Origin of the sequence: Roseomonas fluvialis, assembly GCF_022846615.1 — a bacterium.
Classification (GTDB): Bacteria; Pseudomonadota; Alphaproteobacteria; order Acetobacterales; family Acetobacteraceae; genus Neoroseomonas; species Neoroseomonas fluvialis.
Genome location: NZ_AP025637.1, coordinates 2,210,730 through 2,226,972, shown reverse-complemented (window position 1 = coordinate 2,226,972; position 16,243 = coordinate 2,210,730). Strand labels below are relative to the sequence as shown.

19 protein-coding genes and 1 tRNA gene are annotated in these 16,243 nt (G+C 70.3%); 10 read left to right on the top strand and 10 right to left on the bottom strand.

Annotated features, from left to right (window positions below; translation table 11 throughout):
- Positions 1–208 precede the first annotated feature (208 nt).
- Both MWM08_RS10810 and MWM08_RS10805 read right to left on the bottom strand, forming a co-directional pair.
- Positions 209–1,612, bottom strand: coding sequence for an amidohydrolase family protein (locus MWM08_RS10810; protein WP_244459449.1), 1,404 nt, complete (start codon positions 1,610–1,612; stop codon positions 209–211).
- A 135-nt stretch (positions 1,613–1,747) separates the two neighbouring features.
- Positions 1,748–2,494 (bottom strand): DUF3750 domain-containing protein, encoded by a 747-nt coding sequence (locus MWM08_RS10805; RefSeq protein ID WP_244459448.1) that lies wholly within the window; start codon positions 2,492–2,494, stop codon positions 1,748–1,750.
- Between the two features lie 118 nt (positions 2,495–2,612).
- On the opposite strand from MWM08_RS10805, the gene yghU reads away from it, so the two are divergent.
- From yghU to MWM08_RS10790, 3 genes are all read left to right on the top strand, one after another.
- Positions 2,613–3,488 (top strand): glutathione-dependent disulfide-bond oxidoreductase, encoded by an 876-nt coding sequence (gene yghU, locus MWM08_RS10800; RefSeq protein WP_244459447.1) that lies wholly within the window; start codon positions 2,613–2,615, stop codon positions 3,486–3,488.
- A 126-nt stretch (positions 3,489–3,614) separates the two neighbouring features.
- A complete protein-coding gene (locus MWM08_RS10795; protein ID WP_244459446.1) occupies positions 3,615–3,929 on the top strand; it encodes a hypothetical protein in 315 nt (104 codons plus the stop codon).
- A gap of 91 nt (positions 3,930–4,020) precedes the next feature.
- Positions 4,021–4,347: a hypothetical protein gene (locus MWM08_RS10790; protein ID WP_244459445.1), complete on the top strand. Its 327-nt coding sequence runs from the start codon at positions 4,021–4,023 to the stop codon at positions 4,345–4,347.
- Positions 4,348–4,448: 101 nt separating this feature from the next.
- On the opposite strand, the gene MWM08_RS10785 is transcribed toward MWM08_RS10790, so the two are convergent.
- The 7 genes from MWM08_RS10785 to gatC form a co-directional block, all read right to left on the bottom strand.
- A tRNA-Ser gene (locus MWM08_RS10785) sits at positions 4,449–4,541 on the bottom strand.
- A 107-nt stretch (positions 4,542–4,648) separates the two neighbouring features.
- Positions 4,649–5,293, bottom strand: a complete 645-nt coding sequence (locus MWM08_RS10780) for a glutathione S-transferase family protein (protein WP_244459444.1) — start codon at positions 5,291–5,293, stop codon at positions 4,649–4,651.
- Between the two features lie 69 nt (positions 5,294–5,362).
- Positions 5,363–6,445, bottom strand: a complete 1,083-nt coding sequence (locus MWM08_RS10775; protein ID WP_244459443.1) for an AI-2E family transporter — start codon at positions 6,443–6,445, stop codon at positions 5,363–5,365.
- 64 nt (positions 6,446–6,509) lie between these two features.
- Positions 6,510–7,961, bottom strand: coding sequence for an Asp-tRNA(Asn)/Glu-tRNA(Gln) amidotransferase subunit GatB (gene gatB, locus MWM08_RS10770; protein ID WP_244459442.1), 1,452 nt, complete (start codon positions 7,959–7,961; stop codon positions 6,510–6,512).
- The gene (locus MWM08_RS10765; RefSeq protein ID WP_244459441.1) at positions 7,945–8,325 is read right to left on the bottom strand and encodes a hypothetical protein; all 381 of its coding nucleotides are present in this window, start codon (positions 8,323–8,325) and stop codon (positions 7,945–7,947) included. The genes gatB and MWM08_RS10765 overlap by 17 nt, the downstream gene beginning before the upstream one ends.
- Positions 8,322–9,809 carry an Asp-tRNA(Asn)/Glu-tRNA(Gln) amidotransferase subunit GatA gene (gatA, locus tag MWM08_RS10760; RefSeq protein WP_244459440.1) on the bottom strand — a complete coding sequence of 496 codons (1,488 nt, stop codon included), beginning with the start codon at positions 9,807–9,809 and terminating at the stop codon, positions 8,322–8,324. The genes MWM08_RS10765 and gatA overlap by 4 nt, the downstream gene beginning before the upstream one ends.
- A complete protein-coding gene (gene gatC / locus MWM08_RS10755; protein WP_244459439.1) occupies positions 9,809–10,105 on the bottom strand; it encodes an Asp-tRNA(Asn)/Glu-tRNA(Gln) amidotransferase subunit GatC in 297 nt (98 codons plus the stop codon). Before gatC ends, gatA begins: the two co-directional genes overlap by 1 nt.
- A gap of 45 nt (positions 10,106–10,150) precedes the next feature.
- On the opposite strand from gatC, the gene ruvX reads away from it, so the two are divergent.
- The 5 genes from ruvX to MWM08_RS10730 all read left to right on the top strand — a co-directional run bounded on the left by ruvX (position 10,151) and on the right by MWM08_RS10730 (position 12,929).
- A complete protein-coding gene (gene ruvX, locus MWM08_RS10750) occupies positions 10,151–10,615 on the top strand; it encodes a Holliday junction resolvase RuvX (protein WP_244459438.1) in 465 nt (154 codons plus the stop codon).
- A gap of 25 nt (positions 10,616–10,640) precedes the next feature.
- Positions 10,641–11,111: a hypothetical protein gene (locus MWM08_RS10745; RefSeq protein WP_244459437.1), complete on the top strand. Its 471-nt coding sequence runs from the start codon at positions 10,641–10,643 to the stop codon at positions 11,109–11,111.
- A gap of 107 nt (positions 11,112–11,218) precedes the next feature.
- Positions 11,219–12,157 (top strand): aspartate carbamoyltransferase catalytic subunit, encoded by a 939-nt coding sequence (locus MWM08_RS10740; RefSeq protein WP_244459436.1) that lies wholly within the window; start codon positions 11,219–11,221, stop codon positions 12,155–12,157.
- Positions 12,154–12,600 carry a GNAT family N-acetyltransferase gene (locus MWM08_RS10735; RefSeq protein WP_244459435.1) on the top strand — a complete coding sequence of 149 codons (447 nt, stop codon included), beginning with the start codon at positions 12,154–12,156 and terminating at the stop codon, positions 12,598–12,600. The genes MWM08_RS10740 and MWM08_RS10735 overlap by 4 nt, the downstream gene beginning before the upstream one ends.
- The gene (locus MWM08_RS10730) at positions 12,597–12,929 is read left to right on the top strand and encodes a hypothetical protein (RefSeq protein WP_244459434.1); all 333 of its coding nucleotides are present in this window, start codon (positions 12,597–12,599) and stop codon (positions 12,927–12,929) included. The genes MWM08_RS10735 and MWM08_RS10730 overlap by 4 nt, the downstream gene beginning before the upstream one ends.
- Here MWM08_RS10730 and MWM08_RS10725 read toward each other — a convergent pair.
- Complete coding sequence (locus MWM08_RS10725; protein ID WP_244459433.1) at positions 12,900–13,451, bottom strand: cytochrome b; 552 nt, start codon at positions 13,449–13,451, stop codon at positions 12,900–12,902. The genes MWM08_RS10730 and MWM08_RS10725 overlap by 30 nt on opposite strands.
- Before the next feature lie 269 nt (positions 13,452–13,720).
- Between MWM08_RS10725 and MWM08_RS10720 the strand changes: the two genes are divergently transcribed.
- Positions 13,721–14,998 carry a dihydroorotase gene (locus MWM08_RS10720; protein ID WP_244459432.1) on the top strand — a complete coding sequence of 426 codons (1,278 nt, stop codon included), beginning with the start codon at positions 13,721–13,723 and terminating at the stop codon, positions 14,996–14,998.
- Entirely contained in the window at positions 14,995–15,594 is a 600-nt protein-coding gene (gene plsY / locus MWM08_RS10715) for a glycerol-3-phosphate 1-O-acyltransferase PlsY (protein ID WP_244459431.1), read from the top strand. Before MWM08_RS10720 ends, plsY begins: the two co-directional genes overlap by 4 nt.
- Positions 15,595–16,243: the final 649 nt, after the last annotated feature.

Sequence of the window (16,243 nt, the reverse complement as noted above, 5' to 3'; positions counted from 1 at the left end):
GAACGTGATGACGGTAAGGCGCGCGCGGCGCGAACGGAAGCCGCGGACTGGCGGCGGCTCCTTGCTCGTCAAGCCGCATCCGGCGCCGCGTCGGCGGATGGCGTGGGGCAGTCGCGCCATTCAGGCCGTGCGCCATCGCGCATCGTCGGCGCGCCGCGGGGCATTGCTGCGTCGCATGGGGCGCGGACGCGCCACTGGCTTCGCCGCGCTATCGCGCAGGGCGTCCCGCGCGTGCCGCCACGCTTCGCGGAATCCGCCCGCGTCGCAGCGCCTCCTGCCAGACGCGCTCGACCGCCCGCGCGCCGCGCCGTGTGACCGCGCGCTCATCCGCCACCGTCACGCGCCCGTCGCGCAACAGCACGCGGCCCTCCACCATCGCGAGCGACAAGTCGGACGCCGCGCCATTGGTCAGCAGCGCCTTCAACGGGTCCCACACCGGCTGGTAGCGCGACGAACCGAGGTCGAACGCCACCAGGTCCGCCCGCGCGCCGGGCGCGATCACGCCAAGGTCGTCGCGCCCCAGCGCCAGCGCCGCGTCGCGCGTGGCGGCGCGCAGCACGCGCTCGGCCGACAACCCATGCGCCGTGCCGGACTGTACCTTGGCGAAGATCGACGCCGTGCGGATCTCCTGCACCATGTCCAGCGTCACGCCATCGGTGCCGATGCCAAGCCGCACGCCGGCGGCCTCGAAGCGTGCCAGCGGCACGAAACGGCCGCTGCGCGCGAAGGCCAGCGGGCAGGACGCCACCGCGGCGCCACCCGCGCGCGCCATCTCCAGCTCCTCATCCGTTGCGTACATCGCATGCGCCAGCACCACGCCGTCGCGCAGCAGGCCGAGGCCGCGCAGGTGCTTGAAGGATCCGGTGCCGTGGCGCGCCCGCACCAGGTCGATCTCATGCAGGTTCTGCGCGGCATGGATGGACACGATGGTGCCGAGTTCGCGCGCCTTGGAGTCAACGCGCCGCAGCAGTTCGGGGGTGCAGGAATCCGGCCCATGCGGCCCGAACCCGATGCGCGTGCGTCCGCGCTGGCCTTCGTCATGCCGGTCGAACAGCGCGACGATGGCATCGAAGCCGGGATCGGCGCTGCCCTCCGGCCGGTAGAGCGGCGTGCCATCCGCCGCCATGTCGAGCCCCGGCGTCGAGAACAGGTAGGGGCAGGAATAGCTGCGCAGGCCCAGCGCGCGCGCGCGTTCGATGAAGGGCGCCTGCTGCAGCCGGAACACGTCGAGCACGGTGGTGGTGCCGCAGCGCAACCCTTCCAGCAGCGCCATCTCGGCCACGTCGCCGATCTCCTCCGGCGTCATGATCTCGGCCGCCAGGTCGCCAATCGGCATCAGCAGCGAAAAGACGATGTGCCCCGGCAGGTCGCCCGGCGCGATGTCGTCGGCCAGGCCGCGGAACAGCGGCGCCGAGACGGCGTGGTTGTGCAGGTTCACCAGGCCGGGCAACAGCAGCGCGTCGGGCAGGTCGATGCGTTCGGCGTCGATGCCGGCGGCATCTGCCAGCACATCCTGGATCGCGCCATCGGCGCCGATCAGCACGGCGTGGTTCTCCCGCAGCCCGCCCTCGGCGCACCAGGTCCAGCGTGGTGTCAGAAGCGTCGATCGCATGTGGTGGGTCCCGGAGATGGCGGCCCGCGCATTCGGCGGCCTTCCGGGCGGCGGCGCAATGGGGCGCGCTAAGGCCGCGAGGGCGCCGATCCGCACGGCCGTTGGCGAGCACCAGCCACCGTGCGATGCCGCGCGTCAGGCCTGCGCCATCCCGATCCGCCCGAGCCCCGGCAGTTTCACCGCCGGGCGCCGCAGGTCGATCCCTGCCACGCCACCGAGGATGTTCACCTCGATGCCCTCGATCCAGCCCAGCGTCACACCCGCATATCCGCCGAGCGACAGGCGGAGCCCGGTCCCGGAGCCGGTGCGGCGCAGCCACCACCCGTCATGGGGGTAGTCCTTGCCGATCGCGTTGGGCGGCAGCACGGCCTGCGCCTCGGGCACCGCCTCGAGCACGGCGGCAACGAAGGTATTGGAATTGGGCCCCGGCCAGACGCGGTAATCGCCGCGCTCGCGCCAGGGATAGGCCGCGATCGCGGCGCGCATGCGCGGGATCAGCGCCGCGGCGGCATCGCCATCGGCAGCGAAGACGATCTCGGGCGCGCGGCCGAACCAGCGGCCATCCGGCACGAAGCCGTTGACGCGGATCGGCTCGCCCCAGGCGGTGTAGTCGTAGCGCGTGTAGTCGGCGGCGCCCTCGGGCTTCACCACGATCCATGTGTGCACCGCGAAGATGCCGCGCCAGCGCACCGTGGGCGCGGCGAAGACCCGCACGATCGCGCCCGGGTGTTCGCCGGCGGGCGGCAGGTGGCCGATGCTCGACCGGTCCGCCGCCGCCCAGGCGGTGCCGATGCCCTGGCGCTGGTGCAGCGCTGCGGCAATGCCGATCGGCACCAGCCACAGGATGACGAACAGGATCAGCATGCGTCGCGCGATCTTCATGGAAGGCCATGATTTGTGGCCCGTAGGGCCATCGGCAAGCCCGCGCGCGCCGCTGCCCCCCTGGCGATGCCCCCGCTGCGCCCCGATATCCCACCTACCCTGATCAGGATGCTTCATCATGAGCCAATCCGCCGACTATACGCCGCCCAAGGTCTGGGCGTGGAACAAGGCCAATGGCGGCCGCTTCGCCAACATCAACCGCCCCATCGCCGGCCCCACGCACGACAAGGACCTGCCGGTCGGGCGGCACCCCTTGCAGCTCTATTCGCTCGGCACGCCGAACGGCGTGAAGGTGACCATCATGCTCGAGGAGCTGCTCGCGCTCGGGCATGCGGGCGCGGAATACGACGCCTGGCTGATCCGCATCGGTGAGGGCGACCAGTTCGGTTCGGGCTTCGTCGCCGCGAACCCCAATTCCAAGATCCCGGCCCTGGTGGACCGCAGCGGTCCCGGGCCGATCCGCGTGTTCGAATCGGGCGCCATCCTGATGCACCTGGCGGAGAAGTTCGGCGCCTTCCTGCCGACCGAGACCGCCGCGCGCGCCGAGACACTGTCCTGGCTGTTCTGGCAGATGGGCAGCGCGCCGTATCTCGGCGGCGGCTTCGGCCACTTCTACGCTTATGCGCCCTTCAAGATGGAATACCCGATCGACCGCTTCTCCATGGAGGTGAAGCGCCAGCTCGATGTGCTGGACCGGCAGCTGGCCGACAACGCCTTCATCGCGGGCGCGGAGTACACCATCGCCGACATGGCGATCTGGCCCTGGTATGGCGGTCTGGTGAAGGGCTGGCTCTATGGCGCGGCGGAATTCCTGGACGTGCAATCCTATCGGCACGTGAACCGCTGGGCCGACATGATCGGCGAACGCCCCGCGGTGCAGCGCGGTCGCATGGTGAACCGCGTGCAGGGCGACCCCGCCACGCAATTGCACGAGCGCCACGACGCCGCGGACTTCGACACCCGCACGCAGGACAAGCTGAAGGCGGCGGAGTGATGCGCGCGAGCGGCCGTTTTCGTCGCGCCACCGCGCGCGGGCCGCTGATTTAACCGTCGATTAGCCCGGCCATCCTACCACTGGGGCGTGCGCCTTCGCGGCGCTTCGGTGGCAGGAGGCCCCTCGATGACGACCCTTCCCTCGTTGGCCGCGACGCGGCCCGCCGCCCTGGGCATCACGGGCGACCCCACGGCCCTGCAGTACGCCTTCGACGAAACCTGTTCGGTCCTGGTCGGCTGGCAGCGGCGCGACGGTGTGCTGCGCATGCTCTCGCCGACCGCAGCGGTGGTCGGCGGCGTCGCAGGCTTGCGGCCCGGAGACAAGCTGCGCCTGGTGATCTATCGCGACGACGTGGTGGTGCGCGACTGCCGCGTGACGCGCACGACGCTGCAAGGCGTGGAACTCGTGCACGCCGCGCCGGGCACGCCCGCGCTGCAATAGCGCGCCGTGCCGGCATCAACCTCTCCTTGAGGCTTCGTCCTGAAAACTCTCCCGCCGCGGCGCCGCACGCGCCAGGCGCAAGGGGCTGGCCATGCTGCACGCGACCGACGCATCCGGATCGCACGCGAACGAACGTTGCGCGGTGCTGATCGGCGGCCAGCGCCACGCGACCATCCTGCGCAGCGCATTGCGCGGCCGCTTCGTGATCGCCGGCTGGCCCGGCCTGGCGCTGGGCACGCGGCTGCACCTGATCCTGGATCGCGGTCGGTCGGTGGTGCAGGAATGCGAGGTCATCGGTGCGACGGCGCTCGGCATCGAACTGGCCCGCGTTGAGGGGGCGGCGGTGCCGGACGGCGCTGCGGATGAGTCCGTGCCGTTGCCGCAGGCGGAACCGGCGGCGCCCCGGCGGCGAACGTAATCGCCGTGAATGCGTTGCTGCACACGGGGTCGTCGCGGACGAGTTGTGCCTGAACGCAGAAAGCGGGCAGTGCCGCGCCCGACGTCGGACGGCAGGGGTGGTGGCGGAGGGGATGGGATTCGAACCCACGATAGGACTTGACATCCTATAACGGTTTAGCAAACCGCCGCCTTCGGCCACTCGGCCACCCCTCCGCAGGAGTGGAAAGTCTCACGGCGTTTGAGAGGTCGTATCTACCGGCCCAGCCGCGCAGCGTCAAACACGGCGCGCTGCGGCAAATGCGCCGCGCGCCGCGCCGCTGTCAGGACAGCGCGATCTCCATGCCACGCTTCACCGCTGGCCGCGCCATCAGCGCGTCGTACCAGCGCGCGACGTTCGGGTAGTCCGACATCGCCTTGCCCTGCGTCGGCAAATGCCGCTCCGCCCGCCAGGCCCAGCCCAGGATGGCGAAATCCGCGATCGAGGGCTCGCCCGCCGTCGCCACGAAATCCCGCCCGGCGAGGCGCTTGTCGAGCACCCCATACAGCCGCAGCGTCTCCTTCCCGTAGCGGTTCAGACCGTAATCCTTCGCCGGACCGTCGGGCTGCATCATGAAGTGGTGCACCTGTCCCGGCATCGGCCCGAAGCCGCCCATCTGCCAGTTCAGCCATTCATAGACGGGCACGCGTGCGCGCAGGTCGGCGGGCAGGAACTTGCCCGTCTTCTCCGCCAGGTACAGCAGGATCGCCCCGCTCTCGAACACCGTGATCGGCTGCCCGCCCGGCCCGTCGGGGTCCTTGATGGCGGGGATGCGGTTGTTCGGGCTGAATGCGAGGAAGTCGGGGTTGAACTGCTCGTCCTTGCTGATGTTCACGGGCTTCACCGTATAGGCGAGGCCCATTTCTTCCAGCGCCACGCTGATCTTGCGCCCGTTGGGCGTGTTCCAGGTCCACAACTCGATAGCCATGCGGCGATCCCCCTGACGGCGATGATGCGTCCGCTTCGCACGCCGGCGCCCCAGCGTCCACCGCGCCGGTCAGGCTGCCCTCCGCCAGGCGCGGAGCAACCCATGCGCCACCGCCAGCAGCGCCGGTCCGACGAACAGCCCCAGGAACCCGAAGGCGATCAAGCCCCCGAACACGCCCAGGATGATCAGGCCGAGCGGCATTGCACTGCCGCGCTGGATCAGCAGCGGCCGCACGATGTTGTCGCTGCCCGACACCGGCAGGATGCCCCAGACCAGCATGAAGATCGCCCAGCCGGTCTGCCCCTCGGTGTACAGCCAGGCGGCCGCGCCAACCCAGGTCACCACCACCAGCGGGCTCAGCACCTGGCTGATCGAGAACACCATTGTCAGGAAGCCCAGCACCGCGGCCCCGGGCACGCCCGCGATGGCAAGCCCGATCCCCATCAGCACAGCCTGCAGGATGCCGGTGCCGACCACACCCCAGGCCACGCCGCGCACCGCCCCGCCGGCGGCCTCGATCGACGCCACGCCGGTCTTTCCGCCCAGGCGCTCGGCGATGTCGCGCAGTTGCGCCGCGATGCTGTCGCCGCTGGTCCAGAACATCGCCGCCACCAGCAGCGCCAGCAGCACCTGCACGATACTGCCCGCCGCCGCCTGGCCGAGTTCCACCAGGATCCGAGCGATCTGCCCGGAATAGGGCGCGACCAGCGCATTGATGTTGCCCTGGAACCCATGCAGCCGCACCCAGGCGCGCGCGGCGGTGTCGCCCACCACCGGCAGGTCGGTCAGCCAGGCCGGCGCGGTCGCGGGCAGTTCCTCGATCAGGCCGCGGGCCCGCAGCGCGATGGTGCCGATCTGCTCGGCCAGCCCCGGCGCCATCAGCAGCAGCGGTAATGCAACGGCCAGCACCAACACCAGCAGCAGCGCCGCAGCCGCAAGCCCGGGCCGCACGCCGTGCCGTACCAGCCAATCCCGCGCCGGCCACGTGCCGATGGCAATGAAGGCGCCGAAAGCGACCGCCATGGCGAAGGGTTCGAGCACCCGGAACACGCCGTACAGCAGCAGCGCAAGCAGGATCAGCACCGCCGCGCGCTCGGCGAGGTGCAGCGTCTCGGCATGGCGCTGGTCGGGCGCCGGCGACTCACTCTCCATGGTACTTCCCCGCACTCCCCGGCGTCAGCGAAGCACGCCAGGGCGCGGCAGGGGAAGGCGGCTGTCAGCCAAGCTTCTGCTTCAGCACCTCGTTGACCAGGGCGGGGTTCCCCTTGCCCTGCATGGCCCGCATGGTTTGGCCGACAAAGAAGCCGAACAGCTTGTCCTTGCCCGAGCGGTATTCCGCCACCTTGTCGGCATTGGCGGCGAGCACGCCGTCGATGACCGCCTCGATCGCACCGGTGTCGGTCACCTGCTTCAGGCCGCGTTCCTCGACGATCACGCCGGGTGCGCGGCCGGTCTCGACCATCGCCTCGAAGACTTCCTTCGCCAGCTTCCCCGACAGCGTGTTGTCCGCCATCAGGTCAAGCAGCGCGCCAAGATCCGCCGCCGAGACCGGCGGTTCGGCAATCGACGTCTTGGTGCGGTTGATCGCGGCGAACAGGTCGCCCATCACCCAGTTCGCCGCCTGCTTGGCGTCGCGGCCCTTGGCCACGGCCTCGTAGTAGGCGGCGGTTTCCTTCTCGAGCGTGAGCACATGCGCGTCGTAGGGCGTGATGCCGTAGTCGTTCACGTAGCGCGCGCGGCGCTGGTCCGGCAGTTCCGGCAGCGCGGCCTTGAGCTGATCCACCCAGGACTGCTCGATCACCAGCGGCGGCAGGTCGGGGTCCGGGAAGTAGCGGTAATCATGCGCGTCCTCCTTCGACCGCATGGACCGCGTGATGCCGCGCGACGTATCGAACAGCCGGGTTTCCTGGTTCACCTCGCCGCCCGATTCCCAGACGTCGATCTGCCGGCGCGCCTCGGCCTCGACGGCCTGCATCACGAAGCGGATGGAGTTGACGTTCTTCACCTCGCAGCGCGTGCGGAACCCCTCGCCCGCGCGGCGCACCGACACGTTCACGTCGGCGCGCATGGACCCTTCCTCCATGTTGCCGTCGCAGGTGCCGAGGTAGCGCAGGATCTGTCGCAGCTTGGTCAGATACGCGCCGGCTTCCTCGGGGGACCGCATGTCGGGTTCCGACACGATTTCCATCAGCGCCACACCCGACCGGTTCAGGTCGATGAAGGACTTCGTCGGATGCTGGTCGTGCAGCGACTTGCCCGCATCCTGCTCGAGGTGCAGGCGCGTGATGCCGATGGTCTTGGTGGTGCCGTCCGACAGGCTGATCTCGACCTCGCCGGTGCCCACGATCGGGTGCGCGAACTGGCTGATCTGGTAGCCCTGCGGCAGGTCCGCATAGAAGTAATTCTTGCGGTCGAAGCGCGACCACAGGTTCACCTGCGCGTTCAGCCCCAGGCCCGTGCGCACGGCCTGCGCCACGCATTCGCGGTTGATCACCGGCAGCATGCCCGGGAAGCCGGCATCGACGAACGACACCTGGCTGTTCGGCTCCGCGCCGAACTCGGTCGCCGCGCCGGAGAACAGCTTGGCGTTGCTGACGACCTGCGCGTGGACTTCCAGACCGATGACCAGCTCCCACGGGCCGGTGCTGCCTTCAATGGTGTACGACATCGCCACCCTCCTGCTTCGCCCAGGCGAAGACGCGTTCCTGTTCCTCGGCGAGGAACGCCGCCGCGTCCCCACCCACGATGCGCCCGCAGCGCTCGGCACAGCGCGCGAAGCCGACCAGCGGCCGCCCGCGCATCCGCCCATGCGCGACCGATCGCACATCCACCACCACCGCCGAGACCAGCGGCCAGCCGCGCGCCGTCGCGTCCCGGCACAGCGCGAACAGATGCGGGTCCATCCGCCGGCGCGCCACCGACCACGGCACGCCGCTCGCGTCCGCCACCGCGCCATAGCTGACGCAGCGGCGCGCCGCCGCGGCGCGGCGGATCAGCGCCAGGCTCGCCGCGGCATCGAGCATCGCGTTCACAGCCCGGCCCGGATCGCCGGCAGCGCCTTGAACTCCGCCGCCCGCTCGATCGCCGCGCCGACCGCGAACACCGTCTCCTCGTCGAAAGGCCGCCCGATCACCTGCAGCCCGAGCGGCAGCCCCTGCCCGTCCAGCCCCGCCGGCACCGACAGCCCCGGCAGCCCCGCCAGGTTCGCCGTCACCGTGAACACGTCGTTCAGGTACATCTTGATCGGATCGTCCGAGTTCTCGCCCTCGGCGAAGGCAGCGCTCGGCGTCGCCGGCGTCAGGATGGCATCCACCTGGCCGAAGGCCTGCGTGAAGTCGCGCGCGATCAACGCCCGCACCTTCTGCGCCTTCAGGTAGTACGCATCGTAGTAGCCGGCACTCAGCACATAGGTGCCGATCATGATGCGCCGGCGCACCTCCTGGCCGAAGCCGGCTTCGCGCGTGCGCTCGTACAGGTCGCGCAGGTCGGAATCCTTCTCCGCCACGCGCAGCCCGAAGCGCACGCCGTCGTAGCGCGCGAGGTTCGACGACGCCTCGGCGGGGGCCACGATGTAGTAGGTCGGCAGCGCGTATTTCGTGTGCGGCAGCGTGATGTCGACGATCTCCGCCCCCGCCTCGCGCAGCCAATCGAGGCCCTGTCGCCACAGCCGCTCGATCTCCGGCGGCGTGCCGTCCAGGCGGTATTCCTTCGGCACGCCGATCCGCAGCCCCTTCACCGATCGCGTGCAGGCGCGAGAAAAGTCCGGCACCGGCTTGTCGGCGCTGGTCGAATCCTTCGGATCGAACCCCGCCATCGACCGCAGCAGGATCGCGCAATCCTCGACCGTGCGCGCGAATGGCCCCGCCTGGTCGAGCGAGGACGCAAACGCCACGATCCCGAATCGCGAACACCGCCCATAGGTCGGCTTGATGCCCGCAATGCCGCAGAACGCCGCCGGCTGGCGGATCGACCCGCCGGTGTCGGTGCCGGTCGCGCCCAGCGCCATGCGCGCCGCCACCGCCGCCGCCGAGCCACCCGAGGATCCGCCAGGAACGAGCCGCACATCCGGGTCGTTGCGCCGCGACCAGGGGTTCACGACACCCCCATACGCCGAGGTCAGGTTCGACGACCCCATTGCGAATTCGTCGAGGTTCGCCTTGCCCAGGAACACCGCGCCGTCACGCTTCAACTGCGACGTCACCGTGCTCTCGTAGGGCGGGATGAAGCCGCCCAGGATCTTCGACCCCGCCGTGGTCTGCACGCCCTCGGTGCAGAACAGGTCCTTGATGGCGAGGGGTATGCCCTCGAGCCGCCCGGCCTCGCCGCGCGCGCGCTTCGCGTCGGACTGCTTCGCGGCCTCGAGCGCCGCTTCGGGCGTCGTGGTGATGAAGGCATTCAGGCGCGGATTCAGCGCCTCCATCGCGTCCACATGCGCGCGCGTCAGTTCCACGGCGCTGATGGCACCTTCGTCCAGCGCGACGATCGCGCCGGCCAGGGTGAAGTCGGTCGGATGCATCACTCAACCACCTTCGGCACGCCGAAATACACGCCCTCGCGGTCCGGCGCGTTGGCCAGCACCTTCTCCGCGATGCCGCCATCGGTCACCACGTCGTCGCGCAAAGGCATCGCCGCGATGCCCTGGGGCGTGCCGCCGGCCATGGGCTTCACGCCGTCCGTGTCCACCGCCTGCAATTGCTCGATCCAGCCCAGGATGCCGTTGAGCTCGCCCTGCACACGGGCGACCTCCTCCTCGGGCAGGCGGATGCGGGCAAGGGCGGCGACGCGCCGCACGGTGGCGGTATCGAGGGACATAGCCGGGTCTTCCAGGGAAACGGGGGGCGGACCATAAGGCCGTGCATGGCCATCATCAACCTGAAGGACCTGCGCGCCGCCCTGCCCCGCCATGCGCGCCTCATCGGCCTCGATCCCGGGGCGAAGGTGATCGGCGTGGCGCTGTCGGACGTCACACTGATGCTCGCCAGCGCCTATGGCGCGCTCAAACGGGGCAAGCTTGCCGCAAACGCGGCCGAAATCGTCGCGATCGCGCGCAAGGAGGGCGCCGGGGGCATCGTGGTCGGCCTGCCGCTGTCGATGGACGGTTCCATGGGCCCGGCCGCGCAGGCGGCGAAGGACTGGGCGCGGTCGCTCAGCGACGCGACGGGCATCGATGTCGCGCTGTTCGACGAACGCCTGTCCTCGGCCGCGGTGAACCGGATGCTGGTGAGCGAGGCCGACCTGACGCGCGCCAAGCGCGCCGTGGCGGTGGACCGCGCCGCGGCGGCGTACATGCTGCAGACGGCGCTGGATGTCTCGCGCCACTGAACAGGGCGCGCTACGATAGTCTTGCATGGCCGCGCCCGCCTTCGAGATCCGCAACCGCATGGCCGCCGTGGGCTGGGGCTTCATGGCGGTGTGGCTCGGCATGGTGGGGCTGTTCACCTTCATCATGGGGCGCGACGGGCCGCACCCCTCCCAGCCGGCGCTGCTGCAGCAGGGCGTGCTGGCGGGATTCTGGATCGTCGGGCTGACCGTGGCGGGGCATGTGATGTCGAAGCCCTGCACCAGCCTGTCGGTCGCGACCGACGGCACCGCGACGCTGGTGCGCCGCACGCCGCTGCGGCGCGAGGTCGAGACCTGGCCCCCAGGCGCGATCACCGCCATCGAGGTCCGCGCCGGCAAGGATGATGAGGGCGACCCCTACTGGCACACCATGCTGGTCGCGGCCGATGGTGCCGAGCACATGATCCGCGAGGGCCGCGACCCCGACGACCAGCGCGCCATGGCCGCCCGGCTGCGCGCCGCGCTGCGCCTGGCCTGACGCTGGCCGAATCCCGCCCGCCGCTTTATGACGGCCCCCGGGCCCCGGGCCGTGCGGCGCTGCACCGGCGCCGCGGCTGGGGGCCGCAGCGTCTCCGGGGTCCGGCCGTGTCGCATCCATCGAAGCACCTGTTGGCCATCGAGGGCCTCGAGCCGCCGCATATCGCGGATCTGCTCGACCTTGCGGAATCCTATGCGCTGTTGAACCGCAGCGGGAAGACGCAACGCGACCTGCTGAAGGGCCGCACGCTGATCAACCTGTTCTTCGAGGACAGCACGCGCACGCGCACCTCCTTCGAACTCGCCGGCAAGCGGCTGGGCGCGGACGTCATCAACATGTCGGTCAGCACGTCGTCGGTGAACAAGGGCGAGACGCTGCTGGATACGGCATCGACCCTGAACGCGATGCAATGCGACCTGCTGGTGATCCGCCACGCGCAGTCGGGCGCCCCGGCCCTGCTGAGCCAGAAGGTCGACGCCGCAGTGATCAATGCCGGAGACGGCACGCATGAGCACCCGACGCAGGCTCTGCTGGATGCGCTGACCATCCGGCGGCACAAGGGGCGGCTGGAAGGCCTGATCGTGGCGATCTGCGGGGACATCGCGCATTCGCGTGTCGCGCGGTCGAACATCCATTTGTTGGGCACGATGGGCGCGCGGGTGCGGATCGTTGGCCCACCCACGCTGATCCCGGCGGATGCGGCGCGGCTTGGGGTCGAGGTCTTCACCGACATGAAGGCGGGGCTCGCCGGCGCGGACGTCGTGATGATGTTGCGCCTGCAACGCGAACGCATGGCGGCCGGCGGGCTCGTTCCCTCGGCGCGGGAGTTTTTCCGCTTCTACGGGCTGGATGCCGAGAAGCTGGCGGTGGCCAAGCCGGACAGCATCGTGATGCATCCGGGGCCGATGAACCGCGGGGTGGAGATCGACAGCGCCATCGCCGATCACCCGACGCGCAGCGTGATCGGCGAGCAGGTGGAGATGGGGGTCGCGTGCCGGATGGCGGTGCTCGACATCCTGGCGCGGCGGCTGCCGCGGAACCGGTGAGCGCGCCGCGGCTTGCCCATGCGGACGAGGCCGGCGCGCTGCGCGACCTGGTCCGCGCGGCCTATGCCATCTACATCCCGCGTCTGGGCCGCGAACCCGCGCCGATGCAGGACGACTACGGCGCGCGCATCGCCGCCGGCGAGGCCTGGGTGCTGGAGCAGGACGGCGCGCTGGTCGGCGCGCTGGTACTCGAGGACGAGCCCGACGCGCTGATGCTCTACAACATCGCCGTGGCACCCACCGCGCAGGGCCAGGGCGTGGGCAAGCGCCTCATCGCCTTCACCGAGGCTGAGGCGCGTCGGCGCGGCCATGCGGTGCTGCGGCTGTTCACCAACGAGAAGATGGTCGAGAACGTCGCGATGTACCCGCGCCTCGGCTTCATCGAGACGCATCGCGGCAGCGAGGCAGGCCACCGGCGCGTGTATTTCGAGAAGCGGTTGTGACAGCGCTGAGCAACCTGCTGGAGAACGCCATCGCGCTGCTCGCTCTCAGCGCTATTCCGGCCTTGCTTGTCGGGCGTGTACAGCGGCCAGGCGCGCTTTCGTTCCTCAAGGTCCATGCCGCCGTCTTCACGGCCTTGGTGGGCTTGGCGCTGATCGTCTTCCCGCTGCGGTCCGCGGCCGATCCATGGTGGCCGCACCCGATACAGGTCACGTTCTGGTTCGTGGCGTTCCTCGCATGGGCGATGGAATTGCTGGCGCTCCGCGCGATCATCTATGTGGCGCGGTTACGGACCCGGCACTCACTGCCCCGGCAGCATCCGCCGGAGTAGACCGTGGCTGTGCAGCAGCGTGTGCCGCAGCACGACCGTCAGATGCGCCGCCAGCGCCGCCGCCAGCAGCAGCGCGCCCGCGATGTGCGTCCACTTGCCGGCCAGCGCGAGCCACGCCCATCGCGGCAGCGGGTTAGGCAGCGCCAGAACGCCCGCGAACAGCACGCCATACCCACCGGCCATCACGTAGACGAAGCCGCTGACCGGCATGACGAACATCGCAAGGTACAATCCGCGCTCGGCATGATGGACAATGCGCTGGTCCAGAACCGTCAGCCCGGGCGCCCAAGGGGGCAATTCCCCCGCGCGGCGCGCCCAGAGCCGCACCAGCGCGACCGCGAGCGCCACCAGGCCCAGCGTCTTGTGCCAGTTGTAGATGGCATCGCGCGCGGTGCCGGATTCGTCCGGCAGGCGCGTCATCACCAGGCCGGCGGCGACCTGCACGGCGAACAGGGCGGCGACGATCCAGTGCAGCGCCTTGGTCAGGCTGCCGTAGCCCTGGGGGGAGTTCAGCATCGGCATGGGCGGGTCCTTCGGGCAAGGCAGCGGTCCGGCCGCGGGCAATGGTCGAGGCCAGGGCAACGGCGTGGGCGAAGTGAGTCAATGGCGGTGGATAACAGCCCGAGGCGATGTGCGCCGAGCGCGGCGGCGTCGCCACGGCCGGTTGCCCGGACCGACAGCCGGGGCGCACCGGCGCAGTGGCCAGCCGCCCCGTGGCGCGACACGCGTCGGCGCGAACGACCCCATGGGGGCGGCTGGCGGGACTCGCGGGGGCGGCTATAACGGCGGCGATGCTCGACCTGCTGATCACGAATGCCCGGCTGCTGGACCCCGCCTCCGGCCTCGATGCGGCGGGGGCCGTGTTGGTGCGCGGTGGGGCTATCGTGGATGTCGGGCCGGCGCTGTCAGCGCCCGAGGGCGCGGAGACGCTGGATGCCGGCGGCGCGTGCCTGGCGCCCGGGCTGGTCGACCTGCGCGCCAACCTGGGCGAGCCGGGCGCCGAGCACCGGGAGAGCATCGCGAGCGCCGCGCAGGCCGCGGCGGCGGGGGGGATCACCACGCTCTGCGTGCTCCCGGATACCGACCCGGCGCTGGATGACCCGGCGCTGCTTTCCTTCATGATCCGTCGCGGCGAGGCGACCGGGTCGGTGGCGTTGCTGCCCTATGGCGCCGCGACGGCGGGCTGCGCGGGGAAGGAACTGGCGGAGTTCGGGCTGCTGCGCGAGGCCGGGGCGATCGCCTTCACCGATGGCGCCAAGGCGATCGGCTCGGCACGGATGATGCGCGTCGCGCTGTCGTATGCGCGGGCCTTCGGGGCGTTCGTGGTGCAGCACCCGGAGGAGCCGTCCTTGTCCATCGGCGGCGCGGCGACGGAGGGGGAGCTGGCGACGCGGCTTGGCCTGCCGGGCATCCCGCCGGCAGCGGAAGCGATGATGGTGGCGCGCGACATCGCGCTGGCGCGGCTGACGGGCGGGCATGTGCATTTCGCGCATCTGTCGACCGGCGCGGCGCTGGAGGTGGTGCGCGCCGCCAAGGCCGAGGGCCTGCGCGTCACCTGCGACACGGCGCCGCCGTATTTCGACCTGAACGAGACGGCGATCGGCGATTACCGGACCTACGCTAAGCTGTCGCCGCCGTTGCGGACGGAGGCGGATCGGCAGGCGGTGGTGGCAGCGCTGGCGGATGGCACGATCGATGCGATCGCGTCGGACCACCAGCCGCGCGATGCGGACGACAAGCGCCTGCCGTTTGCGCAGGCCGAGGCCGGGGGCGCGGGTCTGGCGACGCTGCTCGGCGTGACGCTGGCGCGGGTGCATGGGGGGGATCTGTCCATGCTGGCCGCCCTGGGTCTGCTGACGTGCAGGCCGGCGGCGCTGCTCGGGCTGCCGGTGGGGCGGCTGGCGGTGGGCGCGCCGGCGGACCTGGTGCTGTTCCATGCAGAGCGGGGCTGGATGGTCGAGGCCGGGAAGCTGCCAGGGAAGGCGCAGAACTCGCCGTTTGACGGGCGGGCGCTGGAGGGACGCGTGCTCGGCACCTGGAAGGCCGGGCGGCGGGTCTTTGGGGCATGATCACCGACCCGTCGATGGGGTTCCTGGTGGCGCTGGTCGGCGCCTACCTGATCGGGTCGATCCCCTTTGGGCTTTTGCTGACGCGCTGGGCGGGGCTGGGGGATATCCGGGCGATCGGGTCGGGGAATATCGGCGCGACGAATGTGCTGCGGACCGGGCGCAAGGGCCTGGCGGTGGCGACCCTGCTGCTGGATGCGCTGAAAGGCGTGGTGGCGGTGCTGCTGCTGCGCTGGGTGGCGCCGGAGCAGGATCTGGTCGCGGGCACGGCGGCGGTGCTGGGGCATACGCTGCCGGTGTGGCTGGGGTTTCGCGGCGGGAAAGGCGGGGCGACGGCGCTGGGGGTATGCGCTGCGGCGATGTGGCCGGTGGCGCTGTGCTGCGTGGCGTTGTGGCTGGTGACGGCGAAGGTGGTGCGGATTTCCTCGGTGGCGACGCTGGTGCCGATGGCGGCGTCGCCGCTGCTGGCGCTGGTGTTCTCGGATGCCGAGCATGCGCTGATGGCGCTGCTGGTGGCAGTGCTGGTGGTCTGGCGGCATGAGGGGAATATCCGGCGGTTGCTGGCCGGAACGGAGCCGCGGATCGGGGAGAAGCGGTAGGGTGCGGTTTCGGACAAATGGCTGGCCGCGGGTGGCAGGGGGTTTTCTGCTGACCGAGGGCAGCCGGCAGCTTTGTACGTTTTCGGACAACAGGATCGGGTTGAGCCGGCGGTGGTCTGCGAAGCGCTGCGGCGAAGTGAGCCGCATCGCGTTTTCGGACAAATTGGCGGGCAGCGGCGCGGGATGGTTTTCGCGGCGGTCGAGATGCGCGTGCGCTTGGTCTGGCGGACACTCTCCGTGAACGCGGGCACGGACCATCGCGACGCTGAGACGTAGCGGTCTCATCCTTGCAGCCCCTCTGCCCCGTAACAGAAACATTGCGGAAGCAAGCTTTGGACACGTCTGTTCGCACCCCTTGCGGGTGATGATCGGGCGGATGGACGGCTTCAAAGAGCGGATGAGAACATAGTAAGAACATGGTTCGGTGACAAGGAAAAAGCTGCGCGAGATCGTTGCGGGGCGGCGGTCGGGCGAGAGATGATCGCGGCGGTCCGAGGCGCGCCTGGGCGGAACCGCGCGCTCTGCGCATCGTAACACTGAAACCGGGGAGCGACTTGTAGCGATGCGACGCCGTCAACTTCTCGGTGGGCTTGGCCTTGCCGTAGCCGTCGGCCCCGGGTGTGCCGAGTATGCTGTTCCGTCCTCGCTC

Coding starts and splice junctions, on each gene's coding strand:
- MWM08_RS10810 (WP_244459449.1), bottom strand. CDS start 1,612: ATGCGATCGACGCTTCTGACACCACGCTGGACCTGGTGCGCCGAGGGC.
- MWM08_RS10805 (WP_244459448.1), bottom strand. CDS start 2,494: ATGAAGATCGCGCGACGCATGCTGATCCTGTTCGTCATCCTGTGGCTG.
- yghU (WP_244459447.1), top strand. CDS start 2,613: ATGAGCCAATCCGCCGACTATACGCCGCCCAAGGTCTGGGCGTGGAAC.
- MWM08_RS10795 (WP_244459446.1), top strand. CDS start 3,615: ATGACGACCCTTCCCTCGTTGGCCGCGACGCGGCCCGCCGCCCTGGGC.
- MWM08_RS10790 (WP_244459445.1), top strand. CDS start 4,021: ATGCTGCACGCGACCGACGCATCCGGATCGCACGCGAACGAACGTTGC.
- MWM08_RS10780 (WP_244459444.1), bottom strand. CDS start 5,293: ATGGCTATCGAGTTGTGGACCTGGAACACGCCCAACGGGCGCAAGATC.
- MWM08_RS10775 (WP_244459443.1), bottom strand. CDS start 6,445: ATGGAGAGTGAGTCGCCGGCGCCCGACCAGCGCCATGCCGAGACGCTG.
- gatB (WP_244459442.1), bottom strand. CDS start 7,961: ATGTCGTACACCATTGAAGGCAGCACCGGCCCGTGGGAGCTGGTCATC.
- gatA (WP_244459440.1), bottom strand. CDS start 9,809: ATGCATCCGACCGACTTCACCCTGGCCGGCGCGATCGTCGCGCTGGAC.
- gatC (WP_244459439.1), bottom strand. CDS start 10,105: ATGTCCCTCGATACCGCCACCGTGCGGCGCGTCGCCGCCCTTGCCCGC.
- ruvX (WP_244459438.1), top strand. CDS start 10,151: ATGGCCATCATCAACCTGAAGGACCTGCGCGCCGCCCTGCCCCGCCAT.
- MWM08_RS10745 (WP_244459437.1), top strand. CDS start 10,641: ATGGCCGCGCCCGCCTTCGAGATCCGCAACCGCATGGCCGCCGTGGGC.
- MWM08_RS10725 (WP_244459433.1), bottom strand. CDS start 13,451: ATGCCGATGCTGAACTCCCCCCAGGGCTACGGCAGCCTGACCAAGGCG.
- MWM08_RS10720 (WP_244459432.1), top strand. CDS start 13,721: ATGCTCGACCTGCTGATCACGAATGCCCGGCTGCTGGACCCCGCCTCC.
- plsY (WP_244459431.1), top strand. CDS start 14,995: ATGATCACCGACCCGTCGATGGGGTTCCTGGTGGCGCTGGTCGGCGCC.